This window comes from Pedobacter sp. KACC 23697 (assembly GCF_045348445.1).
GTDB lineage: Bacteria > Bacteroidota > Bacteroidia > Sphingobacteriales > Sphingobacteriaceae > Pedobacter.
Genome location: NZ_CP157485.1, coordinates 2,269,879 through 2,287,024 on the forward strand (window position 1 = coordinate 2,269,879; position 17,146 = coordinate 2,287,024).

18 protein-coding genes are annotated in these 17,146 nt (G+C 38.2%); 6 read left to right on the top strand and 12 right to left on the bottom strand.

All coding sequences use genetic code 11. The annotated features are described in order from the left end of the window. Positions 1 to 18 precede the first annotated feature (18 nt). The 5 genes from ABEG20_RS08900 to ABEG20_RS08920 form a co-directional block, all read right to left on the bottom strand. Positions 19 to 339, bottom strand: coding sequence for a DUF5763 domain-containing protein (locus ABEG20_RS08900; protein ID WP_406827017.1), 321 nt, complete (start codon positions 337 to 339; stop codon positions 19 to 21). A gap of 80 nt (positions 340 to 419) precedes the next feature. After that, positions 420 to 1,490: an ACR3 family arsenite efflux transporter gene (gene arsB, locus ABEG20_RS08905; RefSeq protein ID WP_406827018.1), complete on the bottom strand. Its 1,071-nt coding sequence runs from the start codon at positions 1,488 to 1,490 to the stop codon at positions 420 to 422. Between the two features lies 1 nt (position 1,491). Next, entirely contained in the window at positions 1,492 to 1,911 is a 420-nt protein-coding gene (locus ABEG20_RS08910; protein WP_406827019.1) for an arsenate reductase ArsC, read from the bottom strand. Positions 1,912 to 1,931: 20 nt separating this feature from the next. Next, complete coding sequence (locus tag ABEG20_RS08915) at positions 1,932 to 2,498, bottom strand: DUF6428 family protein (RefSeq protein ID WP_406827020.1); 567 nt, start codon at positions 2,496 to 2,498, stop codon at positions 1,932 to 1,934. 37 nt (positions 2,499 to 2,535) lie between these two features. After that, positions 2,536 to 2,865, bottom strand: coding sequence for an ArsR/SmtB family transcription factor (locus ABEG20_RS08920; RefSeq protein WP_406827021.1), 330 nt, complete (start codon positions 2,863 to 2,865; stop codon positions 2,536 to 2,538). Positions 2,866 to 3,006: 141 nt separating this feature from the next. Between ABEG20_RS08920 and ABEG20_RS08925 the strand changes: the two genes are divergently transcribed. Beyond that, the gene (locus tag ABEG20_RS08925) at positions 3,007 to 3,420 is read left to right on the top strand and encodes an EamA family transporter (protein ID WP_406827022.1); all 414 of its coding nucleotides are present in this window, start codon (positions 3,007 to 3,009) and stop codon (positions 3,418 to 3,420) included. 342 nt (positions 3,421 to 3,762) lie between these two features. Here ABEG20_RS08925 and ABEG20_RS08930 read toward each other — a convergent pair whose 3' ends face one another. Further along, on the bottom strand, positions 3,763 to 6,048 hold the full coding sequence (locus tag ABEG20_RS08930; RefSeq protein ID WP_406827023.1) for a GH92 family glycosyl hydrolase: 2,286 nt from the start codon (positions 6,046 to 6,048) through the stop codon (positions 3,763 to 3,765). Between the two features lie 435 nt (positions 6,049 to 6,483). On the opposite strand from ABEG20_RS08930, the gene mnmA reads away from it, so the two are divergent. Continuing rightward, the gene (gene mnmA / locus ABEG20_RS08935; protein ID WP_406827024.1) at positions 6,484 to 7,575 is read left to right on the top strand and encodes a tRNA 2-thiouridine(34) synthase MnmA; all 1,092 of its coding nucleotides are present in this window, start codon (positions 6,484 to 6,486) and stop codon (positions 7,573 to 7,575) included. Positions 7,576 to 7,785: 210 nt separating this feature from the next. Here the strand turns inward: mnmA and ABEG20_RS08940 are convergent, their stop codons facing one another. Continuing rightward, positions 7,786 to 8,100, bottom strand: a complete 315-nt coding sequence (locus tag ABEG20_RS08940; RefSeq protein WP_406827025.1) for a hypothetical protein — start codon at positions 8,098 to 8,100, stop codon at positions 7,786 to 7,788. A gap of 289 nt (positions 8,101 to 8,389) precedes the next feature. Here ABEG20_RS08940 and ABEG20_RS08945 point away from each other — a divergent pair, with 289 nt between their 5' ends. Continuing rightward, on the top strand, positions 8,390 to 8,752 hold the full coding sequence (locus tag ABEG20_RS08945) for a response regulator transcription factor (protein WP_406827026.1): 363 nt from the start codon (positions 8,390 to 8,392) through the stop codon (positions 8,750 to 8,752). A 166-nt stretch (positions 8,753 to 8,918) separates the two neighbouring features. On the opposite strand, the gene ABEG20_RS08950 is transcribed toward ABEG20_RS08945, so the two are convergent. The 3 genes from ABEG20_RS08950 to ABEG20_RS08960 all read right to left on the bottom strand — a co-directional run bounded on the left by ABEG20_RS08950 (position 8,919) and on the right by ABEG20_RS08960 (position 12,562). Beyond that, positions 8,919 to 9,515: an FMN-dependent NADH-azoreductase gene (locus ABEG20_RS08950; protein ID WP_406827027.1), complete on the bottom strand. Its 597-nt coding sequence runs from the start codon at positions 9,513 to 9,515 to the stop codon at positions 8,919 to 8,921. Positions 9,516 to 9,724: 209 nt separating this feature from the next. Beyond that, positions 9,725 to 11,674, bottom strand: coding sequence for a glycoside hydrolase family 97 protein (locus ABEG20_RS08955; protein ID WP_406827028.1), 1,950 nt, complete (start codon positions 11,672 to 11,674; stop codon positions 9,725 to 9,727). A 198-nt stretch (positions 11,675 to 11,872) separates the two neighbouring features. Beyond that, positions 11,873 to 12,562: a DUF4142 domain-containing protein gene (locus ABEG20_RS08960; protein ID WP_406827029.1), complete on the bottom strand. Its 690-nt coding sequence runs from the start codon at positions 12,560 to 12,562 to the stop codon at positions 11,873 to 11,875. A gap of 160 nt (positions 12,563 to 12,722) precedes the next feature. Between ABEG20_RS08960 and ABEG20_RS08965 the strand changes: the two genes are divergently transcribed. Beyond that, the gene (locus ABEG20_RS08965) at positions 12,723 to 13,034 is read left to right on the top strand and encodes a hypothetical protein (RefSeq protein ID WP_406827030.1); all 312 of its coding nucleotides are present in this window, start codon (positions 12,723 to 12,725) and stop codon (positions 13,032 to 13,034) included. Between the two features lie 117 nt (positions 13,035 to 13,151). On the opposite strand, the gene ABEG20_RS08970 is transcribed toward ABEG20_RS08965, so the two are convergent. Next, complete coding sequence (locus ABEG20_RS08970; protein WP_406827031.1) at positions 13,152 to 14,003, bottom strand: SDR family oxidoreductase; 852 nt, start codon at positions 14,001 to 14,003, stop codon at positions 13,152 to 13,154. A gap of 464 nt (positions 14,004 to 14,467) precedes the next feature. Between ABEG20_RS08970 and ABEG20_RS08975 the strand changes: the two genes are divergently transcribed. Both ABEG20_RS08975 and ABEG20_RS08980 read left to right on the top strand, forming a co-directional pair. Next, on the top strand, positions 14,468 to 15,187 hold the full coding sequence (locus ABEG20_RS08975; RefSeq protein ID WP_406827032.1) for a DUF481 domain-containing protein: 720 nt from the start codon (positions 14,468 to 14,470) through the stop codon (positions 15,185 to 15,187). 289 nt (positions 15,188 to 15,476) lie between these two features. Then, positions 15,477 to 15,668, top strand: coding sequence for a hypothetical protein (locus ABEG20_RS08980; protein ID WP_406827033.1), 192 nt, complete (start codon positions 15,477 to 15,479; stop codon positions 15,666 to 15,668). 172 nt (positions 15,669 to 15,840) lie between these two features. Here the strand turns inward: ABEG20_RS08980 and ABEG20_RS08985 are convergent, their stop codons facing one another. Beyond that, positions 15,841 to 17,142, bottom strand: coding sequence for a PepSY-associated TM helix domain-containing protein (locus ABEG20_RS08985; protein WP_406827034.1), 1,302 nt, complete (start codon positions 17,140 to 17,142; stop codon positions 15,841 to 15,843). Positions 17,143 to 17,146 lie beyond the last annotated feature (4 nt).

The window sequence follows — 17,146 nt, forward strand, 5'->3', positions numbered from 1 at the left end:
ATGAACGATAAACTGTATTTATTTACTGTGCTGCCAACAATAACCACCACTATCGCCGTTTCTTTTACATCTCGCCCCTTTTTTGGTTAATGCTTTGCATTGCCCAACGTAAACTGATGAAAAACTACTGGCTTTCTTTGGCCGGCTATGAAAACTTTTAGATCTAAAGCCTTTTGAACTACAGATGCCACAGATTCCACCGTTATTGCAGTATTTGCAGCCTGAGCAGGTAGAACATGCACCGCAAGGATTTCGTCCATAACAAGTGGCAACAGGCTCCTTTGTTGAATTTGTTTTTGGAGAAAAGCCACCAAACAGCAATATGCCGCCCAATAGCACGATTATGATCGTTTTCAGGATATTTAAGACTAAGAGGATAATTTATTTACATCTAATTTAACAATTAAATCTAAAATACCCTATGTTATTGGTTTGAAATATTTTTTCTTAAACCACTGTGCCAGGTTAACCAACGCAATCAAAGCCGGTACCTCTACCAACGGACCGATAACACCGGCAAAAGCCTGTCCTGAATGAATACCAAATACAGCAATGGCCACTGCGATGGCCAACTCAAAATTATTGCCTGTAGCGGTAAAAGCAATAGCAGTACTTCTGCTGTAATCGGCTCCAAAATACTTACCAATAAAGAAACTGATTACAAACATGACCACGAAATAAACCACTAATGGCAGGGCAATCCGTAGCACATCAAAAGGTATTCTCACAATTAATTCTCCTTTTAAACTGAACATTACCACAATGGTAAATAGCAGCGCGATTAAGGTTACGGGAGAAATCATTGGAATAAATGTTAAGCGAAACCATTCTTCACCTTTCCATTTTATCAATAGTTTCTGACTTAAAATACCCATTACAAATGGAATGCCCAGATAAATCCCTACACTTTTTGCAATCTCTACTATAGAAATTGACACCATTAATCCTTTTAAACCGAATAAAGGCGGTAAAATGGTCATAAAGAAGTAGGCAAATACACTGTAAAGCAATACCTGAAAAATACTGTTCAGGGCGATTAAACCTGCAGCGTATTCGCGATTACCATCGGCGAGATCATTCCAAACCACCACCATGGCAATGCACCTGGCCAAACCGATCATAATTAAACCAATCATGTATTCGGGATAACCTTGTAAAAAGATAATTGCGAGGAAAAACATTAAAAATGGCCCAATAATCCAATTCAAAACCAGCGAAGCCCCTAAAACCTTCGTATTTTTAAATACTTCACCTAAATGCTGGTAATTGACTTTTGCTAATGGCGGGTACATCATCAGGATTAATCCAATTGCCAACGGAACGTTGGTACTTCCACTGGAAAAGGAATTGATTAATACTGCAGATGAGGGAAATAAAAATCCCATGCCGATACCCAATAACATGGCTAAGAAAATCCACAGCGTTAAATAACGATCTAAAAAGCTGAGCTGTTTTCTTTGAACTACTGGTGCACAAATATTTGCAGACATCTTATCCTTTTAAGTTTTCATTTACAAAATTCTCCATGTAAGCTTTAATCAGGTTTCTCGTACTTCTGAATTGCGCCATGATTTCGGCTTCGGCACCTACCGCTTTGGCCGGATCAGGAAAGTTGTGATGTAATTTTATGGCCTGTGTTGGGAAATACGGACAACTTTCTTTTGCATGATCACATACGGTAATCACATAATCGAAAGGCACGTCATAATACTCCTCAATATTGTTAGAGGTTTGATCTGAAATATCAATTCCATCTTCGGCCATTATCTTTACCGCCCTTGGGTTAACGCCATGAACTTCGATACCCGCACTATAGATAATAGCTTTGTTTTGAGCGAAGTGTTTCAAATATCCTTCTGCAAGCTGACTACGGCAACTGTTCCCCGTGCAAAGCACCAATACATTTTTCATTATTTTAACGTTTAAAATTCTTAACAACAGCCACTGCCCGGTGTACAACTATTTTGATCAGCAGCGAGGTTAACCAGTTCGATTTTTCTTTTTACAGGTTCAATAGGTGCACAGCATTCCTCACCCGTTTCTGTGGTACCACAATTTCCTCCGCGGCCAATGGCCTTACATTGTGTAGCATCTGGTGTTAGGTTTATAATCAGATTGTCGCCATCAACTTTAAATGCGGCGGGATACATCTGTCTGGTATCAAATTCTGAATTGCCGAATTCAATTTTAACGATACCTTTGGGATTTAAGGCCAGTTTACTTTCTACCAGATCGATAATGGATAATGCTTTTTTAACCTGCATGGCCCTGCCCTCTTCCTTTTCGGTAGGCTCCCATAACTGCACAATAATTTCTGTCCAGGCATTCATTACCCCTCCGCAATCCACTGAGGTTATGGGTGCCTGTTTAATTTCAGTAATGTGGTAACTGGCATTTACCCATCTATCATCTGTATATTGAAACTGTAACAGCAATTCCGGATGTTGTAGAAGTTCAGCTTTGAAACTGCTCCATTCTATTGAGGAAGTATTAATCATAATATTGCAATTTAACGATTGATTTATCTAAAAAATTTTAACAGCAGTTTTGTTCGCCTTTATACGATGAGAAGAAATTACCCAACTGATTTTGGAGTAATTTCCATGTCTTAGGTTCAATGCAGTAACAGATACTCACCCCTTCAATAGTACCCTGAATAATACCTGCATTTTTAAGTTCTTTTAAGTGCTGGGAAATGGTAGCCTGTGCTAAGCCCAATTCATCAACCAGATCACCACAAATACAGGTATTTGATTTCAGGATACGCTGAAGAATGGCAATCCGCGCAGGATGGGCCATCGCTTTTAATAACGCTGCCATCTGATTCTGTTCTTCAGTGAAGATTTCTGTTTTGGTAAGTCCCATAATTTACATCGCAATATTACGATAGATAATTTAGATATCAAAATTTAATTTTAAACCTACGCTAACGCCCTACAGAATTTCTATAGATTCGATGCCTTACTTAGCATATAAATATTTGTATTTTCAATTAAAATCTAAATCATGTGGAAATTTTATGCAATACTTTCGGCTTTGTTTGCCGCAGCAACAGCTATTTTAGCCAAAGTTGGACTAAAAGGCGTCAATGGCAATGTGGCAACGGCTATCAGAACGATAGTCATCCTGTTTATTGCCTGGGGCATTGTTTTAGCAACCGGAGAAATTTCTCAGCTTAAAACATTAAGTAAAAACAACCTGATATTTTTAGGCTTATCGGGACTGGCAACAGGCTTATCATGGATTTTCTATTTTAAAGCACTCGAAACCGGAAATGTTTCTAAAGTAGCCCCGATTGATAAATTAAGTGTGGCTATTACAATGGGTTTGGCTTTTTTGATTTTAAAAGAGCCAATTGATCCTAAAACATTAATTGGTGGCGGGCTGATTGTAGCAGGTAGTTTGGTTATTTTACTTTAAATAGTTGCTGTAGTTTATAACCACGGAAAACACGAAAATTTGGTTGATAATGAACTTAGACTATGCCCACACTGAAAAATCCAAAAGAAAAATCATCATTTTACCTTTATTAATTACCCATGATAAAAGACCCTGAAACGAGTTCAGGGTGACGACTTCCTAGAAAGATCCTCATCTCGACCGGAAAGCAGTGGAGTGGAGAGATCTATCTCGAGATAGATTTTGCTTCGCAGAGCCTTAGGGTTCTCAATGTTGCACTAGGCTCGAACGACATTTGAAGGGTAAATAAAAAAACCGCTGGCCAAAAATTGGTCAACGGTTAAATGCTAAATGGATGTATCGCTATTTCTTCGGTTTTGCACTCATGTAAAAAGTAAGCTTCCCACCGTTGGTGATATCAGCGTGTTTGATTTTATGGTCGGTAATTTCTTTGCCATTCAATAAAACTTTTTCTACATATACATTTTTATTGCTTTGTTTAATGGCTTCAACCGTGAAAGTTTTGCCATTTTCTAAGTTGATTACCGCATTATCAACTAAAGGACTTCCTAACGAATATACATCAGAACCTGGTGCTACAGGATAAAACCCCAAAGAAGAAAACATGTACCAGGCGCTCATTTGTCCGCAATCATCGTTTCCGCCCAAACCATCGGCAGTAGGCTTATATTGCATGTTTAAAATATGGCGAACCTGTGCCTGTGTTTTCCATGGCTGATCGGCCCAATTATAAAGGTAAACGATATGGTGGGCCGGTTCGTTCCCATGCACATAACCGCCGATAATACCTTCGCGGGTAATGTCTTCAGTATGCGCAAAAAACTCATCTGGCAAATGCATGGTAAACAAAGTATCTAAACGGGTGGCGAATTTCTTTTTACCGCCCATCTTTTCGATCAATGCAGCAGGATCCTGCGGAACAAAGAAACTGTAATTCCAGCTGTTGCCTTCAATAAAACCCTGCCCTTCGGTATCTTTTGGATCAAATTCCTTTTTAAATGTTCCATCTGCCAATTTCGGACGCATAAAACCAGAAGCGCTGTCATAGTTATTTTTCCAGTTGTTAGCACGTTTGATAAATTCATTATACACATCCATCCGGTTTAATTTCCTGGCCAGTTGTGCAACCGACCAATCATCGTAAGAATACTCTAAGTTATTGGAAACCGAAATGCCTGATTTTTCTGCCGGGATATAACCTTTATCGATGTAATAGCCAATGCCTTCATAATCGCGGTGTTTAGCTGTTGCAATACAGGCATCCAATGCTTTGTTCAGATCGCCGGTGTATGTTCCTTTGATAATCGCGTCAGAAATTACCGATACACTGTGGTAACCACTCATACACCAGTTATCGTTGGCATAGTGCGACCAGATTGGCAACATGTGCAAACTGCTCTGATCGTAATGGGCCAGCATCGATTTCACCATATCGTTACTGCGCGCAGGCTGCGTAATATTAAAAAACGGATGTAAAGCACGGTAAGTATCCCAAAGAGAGAAAGTGGTATAATTGGTAAACCCTTCCGCTTTATGCACACCCTGATCTAAACCTTTGTACTCTCCATTTATGTCGGTATAGGTGGTTGGGTTGATATAGGCATGATATAAAGCGGTATAAAAGTTTATTTTATTATCGTTAGAGGTTTTTACCTGGATTTTATTTAACTCTTTATTCCAGGTAGCCTGTGCCTGCGCCTTTACTTTTTCGAAATCCCAGCCCGAAATCTCTGCACGCATATTCTCCAAAGCATTTTCCTGACTAACAGGCGATAAAGCAAATTTAATTTTGATCTGCTCTCCTTCCCTGGTGTCGAAATCGAAGAACATTTTTAACTTTTTACCTGCAATTTCAGGGAAGTTTTGTTCCTGGTTAAATTTACCCCAGAAACCCCTGTAAGCCTGTTTGGCATCGTAGCTTTTGCGTCCATAATTTTTAAATGGTTTAGAAAAGCTCATGGCAAAATATACGGTTCGTGTTCTGGCCCATCCATTGGTTTGGCGGTAGCCGGTAACCAGGGTATCGTTTACCACACGAACATAGGTCCACACCGTTTTTTCTTCATAATTATAAATACCTGCCATCAGATCGAGGATAATATGCGATTGATCTGATTTCGGGAAGGTATATTGGTGCATGCCAACCCTGGTGGTTGAGGTGAGTTCTGCCGTGATGTTATCATCATCCAGTTTCACTTTATAATAACCCGCCTCTGCCACTTCATTGGCATGAGAAAACGCCGAGCGGTAACCGTCTTTAGGATTTGATGCCGTACCAGGATTTAACTGCAACTTCCCTTGTGTAGGCATGATCAGGAAATCACCCAGATCAGAGTGACCGGTACCGCTGAAATGGGTATGGCTAAAGCCGGTGATGGTTTTATCTTCATATTTATAACCTGCACAGTATTTGTAAACGTCGCCGTTATATTTACCATTTACTTCGTAAGATAAAGTATCCGTTTCGGGACTCAACTGCACCGCACCGAAAGGAACGGTTGCGCCAGGATAAGTATGCCCCATTTTTGAAGTACCGATAATGGGTTTCACATACTGCACCAGGTTCTGCTGTGCCGATGCCATCATGGCCGAAAGCAAAAGACAAGGCAGGATCACTTTTTTAATCATATCTTTTAAATTAGCTTGTTTTTGTTGAAAATTCTAAGGTATAAATTTATCTTTAAATATGCATAAAACACAACACTAAAACGTTTAAGCAAAAAGAAAATTCATTTTAGACTCTTGAAGATACAATTTATTAAATTTCAAACCTCGCAGGTTTTTAAAACCCGCGAGGTTTATGTTGCTTAGACTGCAGGCGCTGTTCAATAAGCCTGATAGAACGTAAAGCCCACAGCGCAGCGAGGACTTGAAGGGATAGCGGGACTGCAGACAGCCATTAACACATACCGCTCATTTTCAAAATAATATTAACTAAGCCACCTGTGAGCATAACTAAGGGATAATTGCAAACTGTTTAGTCGCCGCTTTTTACAAGTAACTGACTTCCTTTAAATAATTTCAGCTAAATAAACCTTATTTTTGCATCCTTATATTTTTAGGATGAGCAAACACGGTAGAATTCTGGTGGCCATGAGTGGCGGAGTTGATAGTTCGGTAGCGGCTGTAATGTTGCATGAGCAGGGTTATGAGGTTATTGGCTTAACGATGAAGACCTGGGATTATGCTACTTCTGGTGGCAGCAGTAAGGAAACAGGATGTTGCTCGTTAGACAGCATTAACGATGCCCGTACGCTTGCCGTAAACTATGGTTTTCCACATTATATCCTCGATATCAGAGACGAATTCGGCGATTACGTAATCGACAATTTTGTGGACGAATACCTTGCCGGAAGAACGCCAAACCCATGTGTATTATGCAACACACACATTAAATGGGAAGCGCTTTTAAAACGTGCCAACAAACTGGATTGCGAATTTATTGCAACGGGGCATTACGCCAATATCCGCCAGCAGGACAGCGGCCGTTATGTAATTTCGAAAGGTAAAGACGAAAATAAAGATCAATCTTATGTACTGTGGGGTGTTTCGCAGGAAAATCTTTCTCGTACTAAATTCCCATTGGGCAGTTTTGCCAAATCTGAAATCAGACAGATGGCTTTAGATATGGGACAGGAAGAACTGGCTAAAAAATCGGAGAGTTATGAAATCTGCTTTGTACCGGATAATGATTATAGGGCTTTCTTAAAACATAAAGTAGCCGATTTAGAAGACAAAGTAGCCGGTGGAAATTTTATTTTAAGTAACGGAATGATCGTTGGGCAACACAAAGGTTATCCTTTTTATACCATTGGTCAACGTAAAGGATTAGGTGTTGCCTTTGGTGAGCCCATGTTTGTCACGCAAATCCTGCCAGAAAGCAATACGGTTGTTTTAGGTAAAGCTGAGGAACTTGAACGCCGTGAAGCTATGGTCCGTAATATTAATTTAATTAAATACGCCAGTATTGAGGAACCAATGAGTGATGTGATTACCAAAATCCGTTATAAAGATGCAGGCATGTTGAGTACAATTGTTCAGGAAAAAGATAAAATGCGTGTAGTGTTCGATCATCACGTATCCGCAATTGCTCCTGGCCAATCGGCTGTATTTTACGAAGGGAATGATTTATTAGGCGGAGGATTTTTAGTTTAGTCTGATCGTCTGCATAGACCCTGAAATAAATTCAGGGTGACGACTCTAGATCTAAGCGGTCGTCAATTCGAGCGGACCCGATAGCTATCGGGTGCAACGCAGTCGAGAAACCGAAGGCTCTGCGAAGCAAAATCTGTCTAGATAGATCTCTCCATTCCGCTGCGCTTCAGTCGAGATGACGATCTTTTTTTTTGTAAAAGTATTTCATAACTATTCACTTCCCTTAAAAACATTAATCGAAGCCGTTTTCCATTGAATGTAACCTAAATTACCGCAGGTTTGGGCTACAAAATTTTCTACATCTTCCGGCACATCATTAACAACACGCCACCTGATTTTATATTTTGGGTTATAACTGATGTAAACCACCAAATCATCACTACGTTGCCCAACTGCATTTAGGGGTTGTAAATGGATATCCTGCAGATCTGCAGCAGCGATTTTTAGTCTTTCATTCATAATCCTACCTAATGAAAGATCTGGTTTAAAATCTGTTTCTAGTATGGCTAAAACGGTAACGGTCATAGAAAAAAAATATATCAGCAAACAAACCAAGAAAGAAGCCTTTTGTTTAAAATCATCCATTATACATCGAATAATCTCGATGATAGTTTCTTATCCTGTCTCTCTAAAGCAAATCTATACTAAAAAAATTAGTATCAAAATTTATTTTTGTATTTTTTTTAGTCAATGTTAAAATTATAGAAATGCATGACATGCGCTAAGATGAGGTTGATAACTCAGAAATTGTGTATAAATATGTTAAAAACATCTGATAGCAAGATCAGTTATCCATATAACAAAAGCTGAGCTCATGAAAAAGTGCATCTATGTAGTGGAAGACAATCCGAATATCAGGGAAATTATCGAATTTCTATTGATCGAGGAGCTTTACGAGGTAAAGGCCTGTCCAAACACCAGAGAGTTTTGGTTTCAAATGAGTGAACAGCTACCAGATATGGTCATTCTTGATATCATGTTACCTGATGGAAACGGGCTGGAAATTTGTAATACTTTAAAAGGAAATATTAAAACGCATCACATCCCCGTAATGGTGATGTCGGCCAATAATCACCTAAGTGCAGTTAAGGCTAAATGTGATGCAGAAGATTTTATTAACAAACCATTTGACCTGAATGATTTTGCCCTCAGGGTAGAGAAGTATCTGGCAGCTTAGTCTAGTCAAAAGTCATTAGTCCACAATTCAGTCTGGAGTCTTTAGTCCTCAGTCGTTAGTCGAAAGTTTTGAGTATAATAAAAAACTTCTTTAAACTAATACCAATGAACTGATGACCAATAAACCAATGACCAGTGAACTAATGACCAATAAACTAATGAATTAGCTAAATGGCTATGCTTTCGATTGCTTTATCTAATGCTAAATCTTTTAAATCTGGAATGCTCACGCCTTCTGCACGATACGCAGTGATATCGGTCATCCCCATAAAACCAAGAACGGATCTTAAATAAGGCTCTGTAAAATCATAAGGTTTCATTGGTCCTTCGGAGTATACACCACCGGAAGAAATCGCCAAATACACTTTTTTATTTTTCACCAAACCTTCAGGACCTTTTTCTGAGTAGCGGAATGTGTGACCGGCACGGGCAATGTGATCGATCCATGCTTTTAAAGTAGACGGGATACCGAAATTATACAACGGAGCACCAATTACAATCACATCTGCATCCTTAAGTTCGGCGATAGCCTCATCAGAATGTTTTATTGCTGCTGTTAATTCTGCAGTATGATTTTCTTGTGGTGTAAAAAAAGAATTGATATGAACCTCCTCCAAATGTGGAAACGGGGTATTGGTAAGATCATGTACGGTTAAGGTACTGCCTGGATTTGCCGACTGTAATTTTTCTACAATGGCATTACCCAATTTAATGCTGAATGATGCTTCGCCTCTAGGGCTTGATATCAGATGTAATATTTTCATTTTTTGCCTTTTAATGTCTGGCAAAATTATGAATACAAAGTATCAAAAAGTTACTACTATACAAAAGGATAGTGCTATCCTTTTGTATAGCGGCTATTCTTTCCAATAAAAAGGGAGCCGATCTCAGTAAGATGCTCGCTTTACCAGGCTATTTTTTACTATCAATATATTCCTTAGAATAATTACCCTCAACCTTCTACCTTTCTACCTTATTTAACCGGCTCAATCACTGCTACAAATCCGCCGTCTTTTACCATATTGATGTCGATTGTTTCTCCTGCTTTGATTGGTTTTACGATACGTTTAAAATCCATCGCCTGAAAATCGGCATTGATGCCATCTTTGATCAGGGTGATCTGGTAGTTTGTATTTGGTTTCAAAAAACCAGCCTCAACTTTCAGGTCGTGTTTCTGATCGTTGACCATAGCACCGATAAACCATTTTTCGCCCTTACGTTTTGCGGTAACGATATATTCGCCAACGCTGGCATCCAGAATTTTGGTTTCATCCCAGGTTACGGGAACGCTTGTGATGAACGATGTGGTTTCAGGTTCTCTTAAATAGTTAAAAGGATTATCGGCCAACATTTGAAAACCACTTTCAAAAACAATATACATAGCCAGCTGATGTGCCCTTGTACCAATGCTCATGGTATTTACCCAGCTGGGTTTATAATCTTGCTTATGTGCCGAACGCATAGCTCCCGGAGTGTAATCCATAGGCCCTACAGCATTACGCAAAAATGGAAGAAATAAATTGTTGTTTGGAGTAGCCAGACCGCCTCCAATGTTTTGCTCCATTCCGATAACCCCTTCATAAGAAAGTACGTTTGGATAAGCCACCTCTAAACCTGCAGGTTTAAATGCTCCATGGAAATCGACTAAAATATGGTGTTTGGCCGCTTCTTTGGCTACGCGTGTATAATAATTCACCATCCACTGGTCGCTCCTATCCATGAAATCAATTTTTACCCCTGCAATGCCCCATTTCTCCAGGGTTTCGAAAATATTAAAGTTATTTTCTACCGCCAGCCAGGTAAACCAAAGTACAATTTTTACATTTTTTTGTTTGCCATAAGCAATCAGTTCCTGCAGGTTGATAGTTGGATTTGGCTCAAAAGGATTTAAGGTGGTTTTTGCCCATCCTTCGTCCATAATGATGTAAGGAATACCAAATTTTGAAGCAAAATCAATGTAATATTTATAGGTATCCTGATTATAACCTGATTTAAAATCTACCCCATAAACATAGGCGTTGTGCCACCACTCCCAAGTCACTTGACCAGGTTTTATCCATTTCGTATCCTGCAACTGGTTAGGGGTACTCAGTTTATACACCATTTGGTTTGCTGCCAATTGGGTGTCTTTATCGCTAATTACCAAAAAACGCCATGGAAAGGATCTTTTTCCAGTGGTTGAGGCAATATAATCGGCTTCTTTTAAAATCTTCTTGCTTCTGTCGCCATCTTCTCCAAAAGCCAAAGGCACTTTCGGAAAAACGGCATCAATACTTTTATCGTTTACTGCTTTTACAAATAAACACGGGTAATCGTATAGATCAGCTTCTGATAATAGTGCTTTATATTTACCGGTATTGAATAAAATTGGCAGCACACTCATTTTATCCTTATTTACTTTTCCAAGTTCATCCTGACGGTACAGAATTTCGTAAGCGGTTTTAAAACTACCCGTTTCCAGATATGCGGCTTTTACATTATCATTAAAATTGAGGTGCACATCTTCACTGTTTATCCTGATTGAATCTTTTTTATTGGTAATGAAGCGATAAGCAATCCCATCGTTATAAGCCCTGAATTCGATACTGAAATCGCCTTTAAAATCGAGTTTCAACAGGTTATAATAGTTTACCACCGTACTGTTTTTAAGTGGAATTACCGGGTTAGAAATAGTATTGACTGTAGAAAGTGTCTTTTTGATCAGTTTTGCATGAGCACCCAGTTTAGCTTGATCCAGATTTAACTGAAGATATGAATCGGTTAAAAACGGATCGCCGTTAAAAGTAACAGCATAAACGATCTTATCTTTAATATTTACCGATATTTTAATACGCTTATCGGGCGATAATAGTTCAATAGGTGCGCTAAATAGTTTCATTGTAAAACACAGTAACAAAATAGATAGCGATAGGTGTTTTTTCATATTTGATTAGTTTTTCACATCGAAATGCTTAATAAATCGTTTTAGTTTAATAAAGTTAAACAAGTTTTTGATTTCGCAAGATATTTCTTTGTGATACTAATAATTTTATAAGGAAAAGATTGAAAAACACCATAAATGCAAAGAGCCGGCTTAATACATTAAACCAGCTCTTCTGTTTCCTTGAAATGTTATTAAAAACTATTTTCCAGCTAAAGCACTCACCTTCTTTAAATGCTTTTTTAGTATAGGTAAATATTTCCCGGCATATCTTTTAACATCAATGTCGGAAGATTGAACAGCTTTTTCAAACAGTGCGACAGCTTTTTGATGATCCGAAACCATCATTTCTACATAAGTTTTATCAAACGAACTTCCACTTAAATTATTCAACTGATTTATCGCTCGGGTTACTTCAGCTTCTGTTGTTTCGTTAATCGTTTTTTGTGCCAAGCCCGTATTACCCGCTTCGCCCCCGGCATTTTTGGTACGGGAAGTATCTTTCAAATTTTCAGGAGCAGAATCAACCCTGCCGTCAGGCCGTTGCCCACCCTCCGGATTACTCATAGGCAGCGCTACTTTTTTGAGTTTTGCCAATAACCTTAATTCTTCATTGGCCTTAATATGATCATCAACCATCATTTGGCCAAATGCTTTAATTTTTTTATCGGTTGCTTTATCGGCTGCAAGCTTTCCTGTTAAAGCCCCTTTCATTCCTGCAATTGCCGCCTGTTGCAAAAATTGATCAATAGCTATGGTATCTTGCCGGTGCGAATAATCGGTTAAAGTTGAGTAATGCCAATCGGTTTTCGCCATCGCATTAAATGAAGTAGCTGAAATAATCATTCCCACTACTGCTATTTCCCTGGTTTTAAAAAGGTTTTTCATCATGAAGTAATTAAGGTATAACGCATTAATAGAACCTTTTTAACATTTAAAAAGTTTGAATTATAAACTTTCTTATTTATATACAACATCAGTGGTTTAAGATTTTAAATTTCCACTAAACTTAATTCAATCTTACCCTGTTCTATTATAAAAAATATATACTATGGAAAATCAAGAAAACAACCAACCGGAAGAAGAAATTCAAAATATTGAACAGTTCCAGATTAACCGATCGGAAGGAAATGCATCTGAAGGCCGTACAACTCCGGAACCCGATGGCGACAATGACTATACGGAAGATGAAGTACCATTTGCCGATGGTGAAGGAACACGGTTAAATGAAGAAATAGAGGATCCTGAAGACGAAGAGGAGGATATAGAGCCGGAAGAAACCGACGACTACAATGAGTCTGATATAGAAGAATTGGATAATGATCCCAATGCTTATGATGAAGAAGATAGTGAAATGCTTTAACCGATCTTCATGAAAAAAAAATGCCAGACACAAATTTCTGGCATTTTTTATTTAAATAATATCCTGCAAAAGATCTATCTGTAAAGTAATCTTACTGTACCTTCCCTATCAGGAAAATTATCCGTTTACCACTTCTCCGCCATTAACGTGTATGACCTGTCCTGTAATAAATGAGGCATCGTCTGAAGCCAGAAATACATAAGATGGCCCAAGCTCCGAAGGTTGCCCTGCCCTTTCCATTGCGGTTTCAGCACCAAATGATTTAATTTTTTCTTCATCAAAGGTGGATACAATGAGTGGTGTCCACACCGGGCCGGGCGCTACAGCATTTACGCGGATACCGGTTTTGGCTAAATTTGTAGCCAGCGAACGTGTAAAAGATGTTATCGCTCCTTTTGTTGAAGAATAATCGATCAGATTTGGTGAAGAACGGTAAGCTGTTACCGAGGTAGTGTTGATAATGGTATCTCCTGCCCGAAAATACGCCAACACCTCGTTTGCAAAGTAAAAATAGCCGAATATATTGGTGCGAAAAGTATCTTCCAACTGTTTATCATCGATCTTTTTTGGATCTTTTTGCGGAACCTGCATTCCGGCATTATTGACCAGAATATTAATTTTTCCGAATTTTTTAACCGTTATTTCTACAGCTTTTTTACAAAATGCAGGTTTTTTAACATCACCTTTAATCAATAAACAATTTTTACCTTCAGCTTCAACCATTTCCCGGGTTTCTTTTGCATCAATATCCTCATCCAGATAAACAATGGCCACATCAGCACCCTCCCTCGCAAAATGGACAGCTACCGAACGGCCAATTCCACTATCTCCACCGGTAATCAATGCAACTTTATCAGTCAGTTTGCCTGCTCCTTTATAATTTGTCTTAATGACTTCAGGTTTCGGATCCATCTTTGCTTCTATGCCCGGTTGTTTGTTTTGTTTGACAGGTGTTCCTTGTGTCTTCATCGCTTCTTATTTAATTAAGTTTCAATACTTCATTTAACAAGATCATGTTCTGCAAAGTTTTAAAAACCCGGGCATGCCTCTGGGCATTAATAATGCTCAGCGTAACAAAATCAAGATAAATTTCTTTATGATATAACTCTTTTTGTTGATCGGGCGTTATAGTTTTTCAGAAAATGAGTAAAACTTATCTTAATTTATACCCTTAAAACAGGCGAAAATGCTTTGATTTTATGAGCCGAAAATAAATCTGAACGGGAAAAACCTTATCATTATTTACCCGATGATACTTACCGGTTTAAAAAATAAATTGTGAAAGAAGAGCCTCGCATTGAACTGATCTCTGCGGTGTATAGAAATGAACAGGATGAAATTTTCCGGAGCGGGCAATACATATCCGTTCCAAAATGGTACAACCTTAATTAAATGCCGGCTAAACATATTAACAGCAAAAATGTTAAGCTTGTATGAAGTTTATTGCATTGTCGCTATGTTTTTTTCTGTGCTGTCTCAAATCCTATGCTCAATATACCGATAGCATCAATTACCATGTGTTGCTCACTTCAACCGGATCTATTAATCGCACCAATGAAGACCGCGCATATTTATTGAACAACGCACTTAATTTTGGGTTGAAAAAGAAGAGTTTCGTTTTAAATTCAACTTCTGCATGGCTTTACGGAAAGCAAAACAGCGATTTGACAAACAATGATTTCTCTACCACCTTAAACTTTAACCTGTATAAAACCTTTCCGCATTTTTATTATTGGGGCCTGGTGAATTACAATACCAGTTATTCGTTAAAATTAAAAAACCAATTACTTGCAGGTGGAGGCATTGCCTACAGCATATTAGATAAGCCAAATGCATACATTAATTTAAGCGATGGCGTATTATTTGATCAAAGCAGCCTGATAGTGGGGGATAGCTATCACACGTACCGGAATTCACTTAGGTTACAATATCATTTTGAAATAAAGGAACTGATTACGATTGATGGAAATCATTTCCTGCAAAACTCGTTTGATAGAAAAGGCGATCATATTATCCGTTCTACTACTGCACTTGGCTTAAAACTACGCAAATGGATCAGCCTCACTACCGCATTAAATTATAATAAACTGAATATTACCCGTAGTGAAAACTTAAACTTAACGTATGGATTAACGCTCGATAAGTATTTTTAAAGTCTCTTCAGTCATTTTTCATCTTTGAAAGCAATATAGTTTTTATCTGTATAGAAAATATCCTGAGCAACTACCTAAAACCATCAACAAATAAGTTTGGTTTTATGCTTATAAATTAATTACTACTGTAAATCCAAGACCGCTAAATTCTTCGGCTTTTAACCATTGTTGAAAATATTATCAGAATAAAACCCACTGAAATAGAACACTTAGCAATTTTTATTGACACAACTGACAAAAAGAAGTTTTTAGATGTGCCATCAAATCATAATTTTGTGTTATGGCAAACATGAACGTTAGAAAATCAATCCAGAATAAGATCGAATCACTAGGTAAGGAAATTGAAACCTTACAGGCAGAATTAAAAAGATGGGAGAAAATTGCAGCCGATTATGAAATTAACTCGGAAAGCATTGATTTGATTTTATCGATCCAATTACCGGAAAAACCTGAACCAAAAGCCAAAAAGGTAAAATCGTAAAGCTTTAAGAATGATTCCCGGACAATGTCCGGGAGTTCATTGCATCACGACTTAGGATTATTTTAGGATCGATCAAGAAAGATGCTGACCACGAAGTAGCTGTAAGGCAGTTGAAAATACTATCCTGCTGGTAAAACAAGCTCAGTATAACGATTTCGAGAGACAAAGGGTATTACTCTACAACCTCTTCTACCCTTTTTAGCGGAATTTTAGCCCGAGGTTTAAAATTACCATTAGTATTACCTTCTTCAGTTAAAACAGGTACTTTCTTTGTCGTTTTCTTCTTAAATTTTCTACCATACCAGATCAAAAATCCGGTTATGGGTAAACTAGCCCCTATTAGTGATGCTAAAAAAGCCATTACTTTGCCCGGGAAACCCAAGATGCTCCCCACATGGATATCGTAATTCATTTTCCTTAGTTTACCACCAAAGCCAGCTTTTTCGTAAGCAATGGAATAAACCCCTTCGGGTTTAAATTCTTTTAAAGTATGCTGATCGAACGTATAACTCTGGTTATTGTAAAACTGACCGGCATTTGGATAAACGATAATATTGATGGTAGCTTTTGCTTTTGAAGTATCAGGAAAATTGTAGTAAAAACCCTTCGATTTTGGATGGCGGCTAATGACTTTCTGCCAGGCCTTATCCATCGCCTTTTCTGGGGTATAGAATTTTCCAACAGCCAGAGAATCTGATTCCACTCGTCGAAAATCGCCCAATTTGTCGCCACCAGAAGTTACCCAATATAAACCTTCACTGTACCATTTAATGCCATAAACCATGCCGGTTAAAGCGATAAATAATAAAAAGATCAAAGAATAAAAACCGAGTACATTATGCAAATCAAGGTTTACCCTTTTAAATGAAGCGCCCCATTTAATTTTGAAACTCTTATCGCGGGTTGATTTGTTCCATTTTTTAGGGTACCACCAGATTAAACCTGTAAGGAGCAAAATTACAAATATCATGGTACCATAATTTACAATAGGCCTTCCGATAGCATAGGGTAACCATAAAAAACGGTGACCATTGAGGATAAACCTAAAAAAATCAACCTCTCCCTTTTTATGAACCACTGTACTGATTACGGCACCTGTGTAAGGATTAATTTTTAAATTCGTGCCCCCTCCACGACGCCCTTCATCCTTTTTTCCCCTTAAATTTAAACTGATTGACCTTCCCTGTTGATACTGTGCATAAGAAGGAATTTTATCGGGATAAAGCTTAAACGCAATTGCAGTCAGCTGCGATGGTGTAATTACAGGTTTATCTTGCTTTTCAACCTTGGTTTCCGGCTCCAATAAACCTGTAATTTCTTCATTAAAAACCCAGATACAGCCGGTTATGCAAACAATCAGAACAATGATACCAGATATGAGGCCAAGCCAGAGGTGAAGCCATTTATTGATTCTGCTAAACAATGAATCTTTATTTTTTTTCTTTACCGGGTTGGTTTTGTTTACTGTTGCCATTATG

Excerpts from the sequence above, each read along its gene's own strand:
- arsB (WP_406827018.1), bottom strand. The coding sequence starts at position 1,490 with ATGTCTGCAAATATTTGTGCACCAGTAGTTCAAAGAAAACAGCTCAGC.
- ABEG20_RS08910 (WP_406827019.1), bottom strand. The coding sequence starts at position 1,911 with ATGAAAAATGTATTGGTGCTTTGCACGGGGAACAGTTGCCGTAGTCAG.
- ABEG20_RS08915 (WP_406827020.1), bottom strand. The coding sequence starts at position 2,498 with ATGATTAATACTTCCTCAATAGAATGGAGCAGTTTCAAAGCTGAACTT.
- ABEG20_RS08920 (WP_406827021.1), bottom strand. The coding sequence starts at position 2,865 with ATGGGACTTACCAAAACAGAAATCTTCACTGAAGAACAGAATCAGATG.
- ABEG20_RS08925 (WP_406827022.1), top strand. The coding sequence starts at position 3,007 with ATGTGGAAATTTTATGCAATACTTTCGGCTTTGTTTGCCGCAGCAACA.
- ABEG20_RS08930 (WP_406827023.1), bottom strand. The coding sequence starts at position 6,048 with ATGATTAAAAAAGTGATCCTGCCTTGTCTTTTGCTTTCGGCCATGATG.
- mnmA (WP_406827024.1), top strand. The coding sequence starts at position 6,484 with ATGAGCAAACACGGTAGAATTCTGGTGGCCATGAGTGGCGGAGTTGAT.
- ABEG20_RS08940 (WP_406827025.1), bottom strand. The coding sequence starts at position 8,100 with ATGACCGTTACCGTTTTAGCCATACTAGAAACAGATTTTAAACCAGAT.
- ABEG20_RS08945 (WP_406827026.1), top strand. The coding sequence starts at position 8,390 with ATGAAAAAGTGCATCTATGTAGTGGAAGACAATCCGAATATCAGGGAA.
- ABEG20_RS08950 (WP_406827027.1), bottom strand. The coding sequence starts at position 9,515 with ATGAAAATATTACATCTGATATCAAGCCCTAGAGGCGAAGCATCATTC.
- ABEG20_RS08955 (WP_406827028.1), bottom strand. The coding sequence starts at position 11,674 with ATGAAAAAACACCTATCGCTATCTATTTTGTTACTGTGTTTTACAATG.
- ABEG20_RS08960 (WP_406827029.1), bottom strand. The coding sequence starts at position 12,562 with ATGATGAAAAACCTTTTTAAAACCAGGGAAATAGCAGTAGTGGGAATG.
- ABEG20_RS08965 (WP_406827030.1), top strand. The coding sequence starts at position 12,723 with ATGGAAAATCAAGAAAACAACCAACCGGAAGAAGAAATTCAAAATATT.
- ABEG20_RS08970 (WP_406827031.1), bottom strand. The coding sequence starts at position 14,003 with ATGAAGACACAAGGAACACCTGTCAAACAAAACAAACAACCGGGCATA.
- ABEG20_RS08975 (WP_406827032.1), top strand. The coding sequence starts at position 14,468 with ATGAAGTTTATTGCATTGTCGCTATGTTTTTTTCTGTGCTGTCTCAAA.
- ABEG20_RS08980 (WP_406827033.1), top strand. The coding sequence starts at position 15,477 with ATGAACGTTAGAAAATCAATCCAGAATAAGATCGAATCACTAGGTAAG.
- ABEG20_RS08985 (WP_406827034.1), bottom strand. The coding sequence starts at position 17,142 with ATGGCAACAGTAAACAAAACCAACCCGGTAAAGAAAAAAAATAAAGAT.